This is a genomic window from Buttiauxella sp. WJP83 (assembly GCF_027594725.1).
GTDB lineage: Bacteria > Pseudomonadota > Gammaproteobacteria > Enterobacterales > Enterobacteriaceae > Buttiauxella > Buttiauxella selenatireducens.
Window position 1 is genome coordinate 729388 of record NZ_CP110080.1, and the last position, 12270, is coordinate 741657.

General features: G+C 51.0%; 10 protein-coding genes. 8 read left to right on the forward strand and 2 right to left on the reverse strand.

Annotation, left to right across the window (positions count from 1 at the left end; all coding sequences use genetic code 11):
* Window positions 1-251 precede the first annotated feature (251 nt).
* Window positions 252-1406 carry a methionine adenosyltransferase gene (gene metK, locus OH773_RS03465; RefSeq protein ID WP_270143047.1) on the reverse strand — a complete coding sequence of 385 codons (1155 nt, stop codon included), beginning with the start codon at window positions 1404-1406 and terminating at the stop codon, window positions 252-254.
* Window positions 1407-1795: 389 nt separating this feature from the next.
* On the opposite strand from metK, the gene OH773_RS22395 reads away from it, so the two are divergent.
* The 4 genes from OH773_RS22395 (at window position 1796) to speB (ending at window position 5399) form a co-directional block, all read left to right on the forward strand.
* A complete protein-coding gene (locus OH773_RS22395) occupies window positions 1796-1975 on the forward strand; it encodes a hypothetical protein (RefSeq protein WP_442865644.1) in 180 nt (59 codons plus the stop codon).
* A gap of 134 nt (window positions 1976-2109) precedes the next feature.
* The gene (locus tag OH773_RS03470) at window positions 2110-2214 is read left to right on the forward strand and encodes an acid stress response protein YqgB (protein WP_442865669.1); all 105 of its coding nucleotides are present in this window, start codon (window positions 2110-2112) and stop codon (window positions 2212-2214) included.
* Entirely contained in the window at window positions 2207-4183 is a 1977-nt protein-coding gene (speA, locus tag OH773_RS03475; RefSeq protein ID WP_270143052.1) for a biosynthetic arginine decarboxylase, read from the forward strand. The genes OH773_RS03470 and speA overlap by 8 nt, the downstream gene beginning before the upstream one ends.
* A gap of 295 nt (window positions 4184-4478) precedes the next feature.
* Window positions 4479-5399: an agmatinase gene (gene speB, locus OH773_RS03480; RefSeq protein ID WP_270143054.1), complete on the forward strand. Its 921-nt coding sequence runs from the start codon at window positions 4479-4481 to the stop codon at window positions 5397-5399.
* A 64-nt stretch (window positions 5400-5463) separates the two neighbouring features.
* On the opposite strand, the gene OH773_RS03485 is transcribed toward speB, so the two are convergent.
* On the reverse strand, window positions 5464-6222 hold the full coding sequence (locus OH773_RS03485; RefSeq protein ID WP_270143056.1) for a M48 family metallopeptidase: 759 nt from the start codon (window positions 6220-6222) through the stop codon (window positions 5464-5466).
* 265 nt (window positions 6223-6487) lie between these two features.
* Between OH773_RS03485 and tkt the strand changes: the two genes are divergently transcribed.
* The 4 genes from tkt to fbaA all read left to right on the forward strand — a co-directional run bounded on the left by tkt (window position 6488) and on the right by fbaA (window position 12226).
* The gene (gene tkt, locus OH773_RS03490; protein WP_270143058.1) at window positions 6488-8479 is read left to right on the forward strand and encodes a transketolase; all 1992 of its coding nucleotides are present in this window, start codon (window positions 6488-6490) and stop codon (window positions 8477-8479) included.
* 332 nt (window positions 8480-8811) lie between these two features.
* Window positions 8812-9831, forward strand: coding sequence for an erythrose-4-phosphate dehydrogenase (gene epd / locus OH773_RS03495; RefSeq protein WP_183270592.1), 1020 nt, complete (start codon window positions 8812-8814; stop codon window positions 9829-9831).
* Window positions 9832-9881: 50 nt separating this feature from the next.
* Window positions 9882-11045, forward strand: a complete 1164-nt coding sequence (gene pgk, locus OH773_RS03500; protein WP_183270591.1) for a phosphoglycerate kinase — start codon at window positions 9882-9884, stop codon at window positions 11043-11045.
* Window positions 11046-11146: 101 nt separating this feature from the next.
* The gene (fbaA, locus tag OH773_RS03505) at window positions 11147-12226 is read left to right on the forward strand and encodes a class II fructose-bisphosphate aldolase (protein ID WP_270143061.1); all 1080 of its coding nucleotides are present in this window, start codon (window positions 11147-11149) and stop codon (window positions 12224-12226) included.
* The last annotated feature ends 44 nt before the right edge of the window (window positions 12227-12270 follow it).

Consider the following 12270-nt stretch of genomic DNA (forward strand, 5'->3'; position numbering starts at 1 on the left):
ACAGTGAGTTAGCAGTGTAAAATTAAATCAAAAATTTATACTCAGGACTATTCTGAAATGATATGTAACTAGCACGGCAATGCTATGTTGCAATAAAGAATCATCTTAATTAACGATTGGTAAATTGCGATGTAACCGCTTTCATTGGTGATTATTTGTTTATGGGGAATGGTCGCAGAGAGGGGAAGAGTGTTTTCGGCAAAAAAAAAGGCCAGCATTAAGCTGGCCCTGAGAGTTTAGCTACAGGCAGGTTATTTCAGACCGGCAGCTTCACGCAGCAATTCTGCTTTGTCGGTTTTTTCCCAAGGGAAATGTTCGCGACCAAAGTGACCGTATGCCGCGGTTTCTTTGTAGATTGGGTGCAGCAGATCCAGCATCTGAATCAGGCCGTATGGACGCAGGTCGAAGAACTCGCGCACTAGCAGGGTCAGTTGTTCGGTAGAGATTTTCTCAGTCCCGAAGGTTTCAACCATGATGGAAGTCGGTTCTGCCACGCCGATGGCATAGGAAACCTGGATTTCACAACGATCTGCCAGGCCCGCAGCAACGATGTTTTTCGCCACATAACGCGCCGCGTACGCTGCAGAACGGTCAACTTTAGAAGGATCTTTACCGGAGAACGCACCGCCACCGTGACGCGCCATGCCGCCGTAGGTATCAACGATAATTTTACGACCGGTCAGACCGCAGTCACCCATTGGGCCACCGATAACGAAACGGCCAGTCGGGTTGATGTGGTATTTGGTGGAAGCGTTCAGCCATTCTGCTGGCAGAACCGGTTTGATGATCTCTTCCATCACCGCTTCTTGCAGTGTTTTAAGCGCAACGTCTTCTGAGTGCTGGGTAGACAGAACCACGGCGTCAATACCGACGATTTTACCGTCGTCGTACTGGAAAGTGATCTGGCTTTTTGCGTCCGGGCGCAGCCATGGCAGTGAGCCATTCTTACGGACTTCAGCCTGGCGTTGAACCAGACGGTGTGCGTAAGTGATTGGCGCAGGCATCAGCACGTCAGTTTCGTTGGTTGCATAACCAAACATCAGACCCTGGTCGCCAGCACCTTGTTCCAGTGGATCGGTACGGTCAACGCCCTGGTTAATGTCCGGTGACTGTTTGCCGATTGCGCTCAGAACAGCACAAGAGTTGGCATCAAAGCCCATATCAGAATGGACATAACCGATTTCGCGAATCGTTTGACGAGTGATCTCTTCGATATCAACCCATGCGCTGGTGGTGATTTCGCCACCGACCAGCACCATGCCGGTTTTAACGTAAGTCTCGCAAGCTACGCGTGCTTTTGGATCCTGCTCGAGGATCGCATCAAGAACCGCGTCTGAGATTTGGTCAGCGATTTTATCGGGATGTCCTTCTGATACAGACTCGGACGTAAAGAGGTGTTTGGCCATGTTTTATTCACCCTAAGAGAATTAGGTTAGTGCAGACTGCTGCTAATTGGCGCTCGTATCAGTGCGATGTACTGATATCTGGAGTTCTAGCCACAGGATTAATTTCAGGCAGTCTAACAGTTAATCGGTATAGATGGATTAACATCTGGACGTCTATTCTAGGTTATCCATTAATCAGATTACCAGTGATTTTTGTGCTCGCAAGTTTCTACCGATAATCTGGCATGGAAATTTTTACTGACAGCGCCGCAAAGTGGGGATTTTTGTTTTGCATTTTTTAGCCGTTGTCGGTATAAAGCGGCGCGCGCGGCTCATTCAACAAGCACACATTTCTTCGTGTTGCCCACTTCCAGCCGGGTTGAGCAAATTTCTTAGCTTTGGCTTGTCGCATGCTTCTGGTATGCGTGGAGGTGTCAGGATTGAAAAACCGCTGTAATTCGCAGAATCTGGCTCACCGTTCTGGTGCGCATTTACTCCTCGCAACCTGCATTCCGTGCATCTATCCCTGCCGATGTTATACCCATCTCGGCGCTTCTCAGGACTCTCGGGCCGGTCATCTCACTCCGTGATAACTGAACAAGGGCTCTCTTGTCTTTGACAGGAGTATTCTCGTGGTTTCACCGACCCGTTAAACGGAGTTCGGTAACGTGTTTACAATGATATGAAAAAGAAACCGGTCGCACAGTTAGTCTGTCAGCGTCTTATGCTGCCGCTACGCGCTGTTAATGGGTTGTTATTGCGGGATACCCCTGCGATAGTAGTCAACTGTTTTGCACATTTGTATAAATTTGAGGTTCGCCATGTCTGACAAAATCTCTTCTGTTTCGGGTTCGTCAGTGGGCGAGCAGGATGTACACCGCTCCATGCAGGAGGTTGCCATGAGCTCCCAGGAAGCCAGCAAAATGCTGCGTACTTACAATATTGCCTGGTGGGGCAATAACTATTACGACGTCAACGAACTCGGTCACATTACCGTTTGCCCGGACCCCGATGTCCCGGAAGCGCGTGTTGATCTCGCTGAACTCGTAAAAGCCCGTGAAGCGCAGGGGCAGCGTTTGCCTGCACTGTTCTGTTTCCCGCAGATTTTACAGCATCGCCTGCGTTCGATTAACGCCGCGTTCAAACGTGCTCGTGAATCTTACGGCTATAACGGTGACTACTTCCTCGTTTACCCAATCAAGGTGAACCAGCACCGCCGCGTCATTGAATCGTTGATTCATTCTGGCGAACCGCTGGGTCTTGAAGCCGGTTCTAAAGCTGAATTGATGGCTGTGTTAGCGCATGCGGGCATGACGCGTTCAGTTATCGTGTGTAACGGCTATAAAGACCGTGAATACATCCGCCTGGCGTTGATCGGCGAGAAGATGGGCCACAAAGTTTATCTGGTCATCGAGAAGATGTCAGAAATTCGCATCGTGCTGGAAGAAGCCGAGCGTCTGAATGTGGTGCCGCGCCTGGGTGTGCGTGCGCGTCTGGCGTCGCAAGGTTCCGGCAAATGGCAGTCTTCTGGCGGCGAGAAATCCAAATTTGGTCTGGCGGCGACGCAGGTTCTGCAACTGGTTGAAATGTTGCGTGAAGCGGGCCGTATCGACAGCCTGCAATTGCTGCACTTCCACCTCGGTTCGCAAATGGCGAACATTCGAGACATCGCCACTGGTGTGCGTGAATCAGCTCGTTTCTACGTTGAATTGCATAAGATGGGCGTCAACATTGAGTGCTTCGATGTGGGCGGCGGTCTGGGTGTTGATTACGAAGGGACGCGTTCTCAGTCCGATTGTTCAGTCAACTATGGTCTGAATGAATATGCTAACAACATCATCTGGGCGATTGGCGACGCATGTGAAGAAAACGGCTTGCCGCACCCAACGGTAATCACCGAGTCTGGCCGTGCGGTGACCGCGCACCATACGGTGTTAGTGTCTAACATCATCGGTGTTGAACGTAACGAATACACCACGCCAACGGCTCCTGCTGAAGACGCATCGCGCGCGCTGCAAAGCATGTGGGAAACCTGGGGCGAAATGCACGAGCCGAATAACCGTCGCTCGTTGCGTGAATGGCTGCACGACAGCCAGAACGATCTGCATGACATCCACACCGGCTACTCGGCAGGGAGCTTCTCGTTGCAGGAACGTGCCTGGGCCGAGCAGCTTTATCTGAGCATGTGCCATGAAATTCAGCGCCTGCTGGATCCAAGTAACCGCGCGCATCGCCCGATTATCGACGAACTGCAAGAACGTATGGCGGATAAGATTTACGTCAACTTCTCGCTGTTCCAGTCAATGCCGGATGCATGGGGTATCGACCAGTTGTTCCCGGTACTGCCGCTGGAAGGGCTGAACCAGATCCCTGAGCGTCGCGCAGTGTTGCTGGATATCACTTGTGATTCCGACGGTGCTATCGATCACTATATCGACGGTGACGGTATTGCGACCACCATGCCAATGCCAGAATACGATGCGGAAAACCCGCCTCTGCTGGGCTTCTTTATGGTGGGTGCTTATCAGGAAATTCTGGGTAACATGCACAACCTGTTCGGCGATACTGAAGCGGTTGATGTGTTTGTCTTCCCTGACGGTAGCGTGGAAGTTGAGCTTTCTGATGAAGGCGATACCGTTGCGGATATGCTCCAGTATGTACAGCTCGACCCGAACACGCTGCTGACTCATTTCCGCGATCAGGTGAAACAGACCGATCTGGATGCTGGCTTACAGCAGCAGTTCCTTGAAGAGTTTGAGGCGGGTTTGTACGGCTATACTTATTTAGAAGACGAATAAACCCCCTCACCCTAGCCCTCTCCCTGAGGGAGAGGGGATCGATCGGCGTTATTGCTTTTCCGAGGGAGAGGGGACAGCATGGTTTTCTCCCTCTCCCGGGGGAAAGGGTCGGGGTGAGGGCGCTAATGAATGTATAAATTACGCACTATTGAACCCGAGCGAAATTACGGCGATAATTCGCGCCAACAAGCAGTCTGAATGAATACAGTCCCTTCCTCGTCGGGTTTAACGACGCGGAAGGGACTTTTTTTTGACATAAATTCAACTATTCACCTACATCACATGAGGTCAGGTAATGAGCACATTAGGCCATCAGTACGACAATTCCCTGGTATCCAATGCCTTCGGTTTTTTACGTTTTCCGCTGAACTTCATGCCCTATGACAGTGATGCTGATTGGGTTATTACTGGCGTTCCTTTTGACGCGGCAACGTCTGGTCGTGCGGGTGGACGCCACGGCCCTGCGGCTATTCGCCAGGTTTCTACCAACCTGGCATGGGAAGGCAACCGCTTCCCGTGGAACTTCGACATGCGTGAGCGCCTGAACGTTGTTGACTGTGGCGACCTGGTGTACGCCTTTGGTGACGCGCGTGATATGAGCGAACGTCTGCAAGCTCACGCAGAAAAACTGCTGGCTGCCGGAAAACGTATGCTCTCCTTCGGTGGTGACCACTTCGTGACTCTGCCGCTGCTGCGTGCTCACGCTAAGCACTTTGGCAAAATGGCACTGGTACATTTTGATGCGCACACTGACACCTACGCGAACGGCTGCGAGTTCGACCACGGCACCATGTTCTACACCGCGCCAAATGAAGGTCTGATTGACCCTAACCATTCTGTGCAGATTGGTATTCGTACCGAGTTCGACAAAGACAACGGTTTTACCGTGCTGGACGCGGGTCAGGTGAATGACCGTACCGTTGACGACGTGCTGGCGCAGGTGAAGCAGATTGTTGGGGATATGCCGGTTTACCTGACATTTGACATCGACTGTATTGATCCTGCTTTCGCACCAGGTACCGGAACTCCGGTCATTGGTGGTCTGACAACTGACCGTGCGCTGAAGCTGGTTCGTGGTTTGAAAGATCTCAACATCGTCGGTATGGATGTTGTGGAAGTGGCTCCAGCTTACGACCAGTCTGAAATTACGGCGTTGGCAGGTGCAACGTTAGCGCTGGAAATGCTGTACATTCAGGCCGCTAAAAAAGGCGAGTAATCGAGCTACGGCATCCTTGTTTTGCACCCTCTCCCTGAGGGAGAGGGTTGGAGTGAGGGTATGGTTATTTCAAGCCATCTGCTGCCATACGATCGCGAATATGCTGCGCGCGTTCAGCAGAAGCCGGGTGGTCGTCAAGCATTGAGCTTTGGCGACCCTCTTCCTCTTTGGCTAATTTCTCAAAGCTGGTTGCCAGACCGATTGGGTTAATCCCACGTTTTTTCAGTAAATCATACGAGTAGTCATCGGCTTCAGACTCCTGGCGCTGGGAGAACTGTGCATTCACCAGTTTTTCACCTAAATCGCCCAACTGTGACTGTGACAAACTACCCACCACACCTCCCGCTGAAGCGGCTGCAACACGCGCGGCATTCGTGCCTAACGCCACTTGCATCCCTTTCTTCACGTGGCCCAGTGCAACGTGGCCCATTTCGTGGCCGATAACTGCTTCGACTTCGTTATCGTTCATCATGTCCATCAGGCCGCTGTATACACGAATACAGCCGTTGGCCATCGCAAAGGCGTTCACGTCTTTGGTGACGTAAACCTTGTAGTTCACCGGCATACCGTTGATGTTGTCGCCCAGCGCTGAGGCTATTTTATTCAAGCGCTGCGTGTATACGCTGTTGGCTGGCGCAATCTGCGCTTTGCTATCCAGCTCGGCGCAGGATTTATCGCTCAGCGCTTTGACTTGAGCATCACTTAATGTGTACGCCTGAAATGCTTCCGCACCGGAAGCCAGCAGGCCACTGGAATCCATATTCTGGCAACCGCTCAGTAGGGCAGCAACGCTCAGGCTCAGTAAAATTGGGCGCATTTTCATGCCGATATCCTTAATAAATGACAACTGCTCAGAAATGTTTTAGCCACACAAAACGGGCTAGTTTCTTTAGTATAAAGAAGTTAGCCAGACTCGCGCAGCTACTTGCGCAACTTGCGAGCAGGTTCCAGAGATTTCTTAACCGGACAAAAGGATGCTCCATGTACATGGCACACGGCTTGCGGTACATTGATGGCAATTTTTTGGGCGTAGCCCATTACGCATAGTAGTCAAGGCCTGACCTTCAACCATCCGATCTGGAGTCAAAATGTCCTCTCGTAAAGAGCTTGCCAATGCTATTCGTGCACTCAGCATGGACGCAGTACAAAAAGCCAAATCCGGTCACCCGGGTGCCCCTATGGGTATGGCCGACATTGCCGAAGTCCTGTGGCGCGATTTCCTGAACCATAACCCGCAGAACCCTGCATGGGCTGACCGCGACCGTTTCGTTCTTTCTAACGGCCATGGTTCAATGCTGATTTACAGCCTGTTGCACCTCACAGGTTATGACCTGCCGATTGAAGAACTGAAAAACTTCCGTCAGCTGCATTCCAAAACTCCGGGTCACCCGGAAGTGGGCTACACCGCAGGTGTAGAAACCACCACCGGCCCACTGGGTCAGGGTGTTGCGAACGCAGTCGGTATGGCAATTGCAGAACGCACCATGGCGGCACAATTCAACCGTCCAGGCCACGATATCGTTGACCACTTCACCTACACATTCCTGGGTGATGGCTGCATGATGGAAGGCATTTCCCATGAAGTTTGCTCTCTGGCGGGTACGCTGGGTCTGGGTAAACTGGTTGCTTTCTATGATGACAACGGTATCTCTATCGACGGCCACGTTGAAGGCTGGTTCACAGACGATACGGCTAAACGTTTCGAAGCTTACGGCTGGCATGTCGTACGTGGCGTTGACGGCCACGATGCTGACGCTATCAAACGCGCAGTTGAAGAAGCCAAAGCAGTTACCGACAAACCTTCACTGCTGATGTGCAAAACCATCATCGGTTTCGGTTCTCCAAACAAAGCCGGTACCCACGATTCCCACGGCGCGCCACTGGGTGATGCAGAGATTGCTCTGACTCGTGAAGCACTGGGCTGGAAACACGCTCCATTCGAAATTCCACAAGACATTTATGCTCAGTGGGATGCGCGTGAAGCAGGCCAGGCTAAAGAAGCGGCATGGAACGAGAAGTTCGCCGCTTACGCAAAAGCCTTCCCACAGGAAGCAGCAGAATTTACCCGTCGTATGAAAGGCGATATGCCTGCTGATTTTGCGGCGAAAGCGCAAGAGTTCATCAAGAACCTGCAAGCTAACCCTGCAAAAATCGCTAGTCGTAAAGCATCCCAGAACACCATCGAAGCATTCGGCCACTTGCTGCCAGAATTCCTCGGCGGTTCTGCTGACCTGGCACCTTCTAACCTGACTATCTGGTCTGGTTCTAAAGCCATTAACGAAGACTTGGCCGGTAACTACATCCATTACGGTGTACGTGAATTCGGTATGACGGCGATTGCTAACGGTATCGCGCTGCACGGTGGTTTCCTGCCGTACACCTCTACCTTCCTGATGTTTGTTGAATATGCCCGTAACGCGGTGCGTATGGCAGCATTGATGAAGCAACGCCAGGTGATGGTGTACACCCACGACTCTATCGGTCTGGGCGAAGATGGCCCAACTCACCAACCGGTTGAGCAATTGGCTGCCTTGCGCGTGACACCAAACATGAGCACATGGCGCCCATGTGACCAGGTTGAATCTGCGGTTGCGTGGAAATACGCAGTAGAACGTCATGACGGCCCAACCGCTCTGATCTTCTCGCGTCAGAACCTGGCACAGCAGGATCGCACTGAGCAGCAACTGGCGGATATCGCTCGTGGCGCATACATCCTGAAAGATTGTGCAGGTCAGCCTGAGCTTATCCTGATTGCGACCGGTTCTGAAGTTGAACTGGCGGTTGCAGCGTGGGATCAACTGACTGCTGAAGGCATCAAAGCGCGCGTGGTTTCCATGCCGTCTACTGATGCATTCGACAAGCAGGATGCGGCTTACCGTGAAGCGGTTCTGCCGAAAGCGGTTGCTGCCCGTGTTGCTATCGAAGCCAGCATCGCTGACTACTGGTACAAATACGTTGGCCTGAACGGTGCTGTTGTAGGCATGACCACCTTCGGTGAGTCAGCACCTGCAGAGCAGTTGTTCGAAGAGTTTGGCTTCACCGTTGAAAACGTGGTGAAACAGGCTAAAGCAGTTCTGTAATTGCTTCAGGTAAAACCAACGGGTCGCTCATGCGGCCCGTTTTTCTTTAGCGTAATTTTCAACTTCTTCACTGTTTACTATTCGTCCTTCCCTTATAATTCGTTGCAGTTATTCCATCAAAAATGTGACCTGTGTCAGAAGTTCAGTTGCCTGTGTGGGGGTAACGTTCCATTTATTCCCTGTATCGCTTACCATAGCTGAAGCGTTTCAGTCGAATAAATGTTCGACAAATAAGCAAACAATTGCAGTTTCGATAGTGCGAGGATTCCCCTCAGACGATTGCTGGATTACTCTGTCAGCCACTTAGTCTCAGGGATTCTGGCAGGAGAGATATGACCGTACGCATAGCAATTAATGGCTTCGGTCGCATTGGGCGCAACGTGGTACGTGCTTTGTACGAATCCGGTCGCCGTGCGGAAATAACCGTCGTAGCAATCAATGAACTGGCTGATGCTGAGGGTATGGCGCATCTGTTGAAGTATGACACCAGCCATGGCCGTTTCGCCTGGGACGTTCGTCAGGAACGCAACCAGTTATGGGTGGGTGATGACACCATCCGTATCTTGCACGAACCGGAAATTGCTCATTTACCGTGGCGTGAGCTGGATGTGGATGTGGTGCTGGATTGTACTGGTGTGTTTGGTTCCCGTGCAGACGGTGAAGCGCATCTGGCTGCCGGTGCCAAAAAAGTCCTCTTCTCTCATCCCGGTGGTAACGACCTCGACGCCACCGTTGTTTTCGGTGTGAATCATGAAAGTGTGGTTGCTGAACATTGCATCGTTTCTAATGCCTCCTGCACCACAAACTGCATTATTCCCATTATCAAATTGCTTGATGATGCATACGGTATTGAGTGGGGTACGGTGACCACCATCCATTCTGCCATGCATGATCAACAGGTTATCGACGCCTATCATCCGGACTTGCGCCGCACGCGTGCCGCCAGCCAGTCCATTATTCCTGTCGATACGCGTCTTGCTGCTGGTATTACACGTATATTCCCGCAATTTAACGACCGATTTGAGGCGATTGCGGTACGTGTTCCGACCATAAATGTCACGGCAATCGATTTAAGCGTGACAGTAAAAAATGCCGTCAATGCCAATGAAGTCAACCGGTTGCTGCAAAAAGCAGCACGTGATTCATTTCATGGTATAGTTGACTATACGGAATTACCGTTGGTCTCGACTGATTTTAACCACGATCCGCATAGTGCCATTGTTGATGGCACGCAAACTCGGGTCAGTGGGCAACATCTGATTAAAACTTTAGTCTGGTGTGATAACGAATGGGGCTTTGCTAACCGAATGCTCGACACGACGTTAGTCATGGCTGCAAGTGGTTTCAGGTAAGGCACATAAAGTGTCTGCAAAACTTTAAGAGTCAATTGAGAGGATTCACCATGTCTGTAATTAAGATGACCGATCTGGATCTGGCTGGTAAACGCGTTTTCATCCGTGCCGATCTGAACGTACCAGTTAAAGATGGTAAAGTGACCAGCGATGCGCGTATCCGTGCTTCCCTGCCAACCATCGAGCTGGCACTGAAACAAGGTGCAAAAGTGATGGTAACTTCTCACCTGGGTCGTCCGACCGAAGGCGAGTACAACGAAGAATTCTCTCTGCTGCCAGTTGTTAACTACCTGAAAGACAAATTGTCTGCTCCAGTTCGTCTGGTTAAAGACTATCTTGACGGCGTAGAAGTTTCTGCGGGTGAACTGGTTGTTCTGGAAAACGTTCGCTTCAACAAAGGCGAAAAGAAAGACGACGAGACCCTGTCTAAAAAATACGCTGCACTGTGCGACGTGTTCGTAATGGATGCTTTCGGTACTGCTCACCGTGCGCAAGCTTCTACTCACGGTATTGGTAAATTCGCAGACGTCGCTTGTGCAGGCCCACTGTTGGCTGAAGAGTTAGACGCGCTGGGTAAAGCCCTGAAAGAACCCGCTCGCCCAATGGTTGCTATCGTTGGCGGTTCTAAAGTTTCTACCAAACTGACCGTTCTGGATTCCCTGTCCAAAATCGCTGACCAGCTGATTGTTGGTGGTGGCATCGCGAACACCTTTGTTGCTGCTCAAGGCCACAACGTCGGTAAATCCCTGTACGAAGCAGACCTGGTTGACGAAGCTAAACGCCTGCTGACCACTTGTGATATCCCAGTTCCTGCTGACGTACGCGTAGCGACTGAGTTCTCTGAGTCCGCAGCAGCAACCCTGAAATCTGTAAACGACGTGAAAGCGGATGAGCAGATTCTGGATATCGGTGATGCATCTGCACAGCAACTGGCTGAAATCCTGAAGAATGCAAAAACCATTCTGTGGAACGGCCCGGTTGGTGTGTTCGAATTCCCTAACTTCCGTAAAGGGACTGAAATCGTTGCTAACGCCATCGCAGACAGCGAAGCGTTCTCTATCGCAGGCGGCGGTGACACTCTGGCAGCTATCGATCTGTTCGGTATTGCAGACAAAATTTCCTACATCTCCACTGGTGGCGGCGCATTCCTCGAGTTCGTGGAAGGCAAAGTTCTGCCAGCAGTAGCAATGCTCGAAGAGCGCGCTAAGAAGTAATGATTACGGGCAGGTTATCCTGCCCGTTGAATTTTTGCCGCCATGAAGTCTTAGGTGGCACAAACGTTTTTTCTAACGGCCGATGATACAGGACAACAAACATGTCTAAGATTTTTGATTTCGTAAAACCAGGTGTGATCACTGGTGATGACGTACAGAAAGTTTTCCAGATTGCAAAAGAGAACAACTTTGCTCTGCCAGCAGTTAACTGTGTAGGCACCGACTCTATCAACGCCGTGCTGGAAACCGCTGCAAAAGTTAAAGCCCCCGTTATCGTTCAGTTCTCTAACGGTGGCGCTGCATTCATCGCGGGTAAAGGCGTTAAATCTGACGTTCCTCAGGGTGCTGCAATCCTGGGTGCTATCTCTGGCGCACACCATGTTCATCAGATGGCAGAACATTACGGCGTGCCAGTCATCCTGCACACTGACCACTGCGCTAAGAAACTGCTGCCGTGGATCGATGGCCTGTTAGACGCGGGTGAAAAACACTTCGCAGCTACCGGCAAACCACTGTTCTCTTCTCACATGATTGACCTGTCTGAAGAGTCTCTGGAAGAAAACATCGAGATCAGCTCTAAATATCTGGCTCGTATGTCCAAAATCGGCATGACCCTGGAAATCGAACTGGGTTGCACCGGCGGCGAAGAAGATGGCGTAGACAATAGCCATATGGACGCTTCTGCTCTGTACACTCAGCCAGAAGACGTTGATTACGCTTACACCAAACTGAATGCAATCAGCCCGCGTTTCACCATCGCTGCTTCTTTCGGTAACGTACACGGTGTTTACAAACCAGGTAACGTGGTTCTGACCCCAACTATCCTGCGTGATTCTCAGGACTATGTTTCTAAGAAACACAACCTGCCGCACAACTCCCTGAACTTCGTGTTCCACGGTGGTTCCGGTTCAACTGCTCAAGAAATCAAAGATTCCGTGAGCTACGGTGTTATCAAAATGAACATCGATACCGACACCCAGTGGGCTACATGGGAAGGTATTCTGAACTACTACAAAGCTAACGAAGCTTATCTGCAAGGCCAGTTGGGTAACCCTAAAGGTGAAGACCAGCCGAACAAGAAATACTACGATCCACGCGTATGGCTGCGTTCTGCACAGACTTCTATGATTACTCGTCTGGAGCAGGCTTTCAAAGAACTGAACGCAGTCGACGTTCTGTAATTTGAAGCAGTAAATGCTTGAATCAAGCCCGCCTCGTGCGGGCT

Coding starts and splice junctions, on each gene's coding strand:
- metK (WP_270143047.1), bottom strand. CDS start 1,406: ATGGCCAAACACCTCTTTACGTCCGAGTCTGTATCAGAAGGACATCCC.
- OH773_RS22395 (WP_442865644.1), top strand. CDS start 1,796: ATGCTTCTGGTATGCGTGGAGGTGTCAGGATTGAAAAACCGCTGTAAT.
- OH773_RS03470 (WP_442865669.1), top strand. CDS start 2,110: ATGCTGCCGCTACGCGCTGTTAATGGGTTGTTATTGCGGGATACCCCT.
- speA (WP_270143052.1), top strand. CDS start 2,207: ATGTCTGACAAAATCTCTTCTGTTTCGGGTTCGTCAGTGGGCGAGCAG.
- speB (WP_270143054.1), top strand. CDS start 4,479: ATGAGCACATTAGGCCATCAGTACGACAATTCCCTGGTATCCAATGCC.
- OH773_RS03485 (WP_270143056.1), bottom strand. CDS start 6,222: ATGAAAATGCGCCCAATTTTACTGAGCCTGAGCGTTGCTGCCCTACTG.
- tkt (WP_270143058.1), top strand. CDS start 6,488: ATGTCCTCTCGTAAAGAGCTTGCCAATGCTATTCGTGCACTCAGCATG.
- epd (WP_183270592.1), top strand. CDS start 8,812: ATGACCGTACGCATAGCAATTAATGGCTTCGGTCGCATTGGGCGCAAC.
- pgk (WP_183270591.1), top strand. CDS start 9,882: ATGTCTGTAATTAAGATGACCGATCTGGATCTGGCTGGTAAACGCGTT.
- fbaA (WP_270143061.1), top strand. CDS start 11,147: ATGTCTAAGATTTTTGATTTCGTAAAACCAGGTGTGATCACTGGTGAT.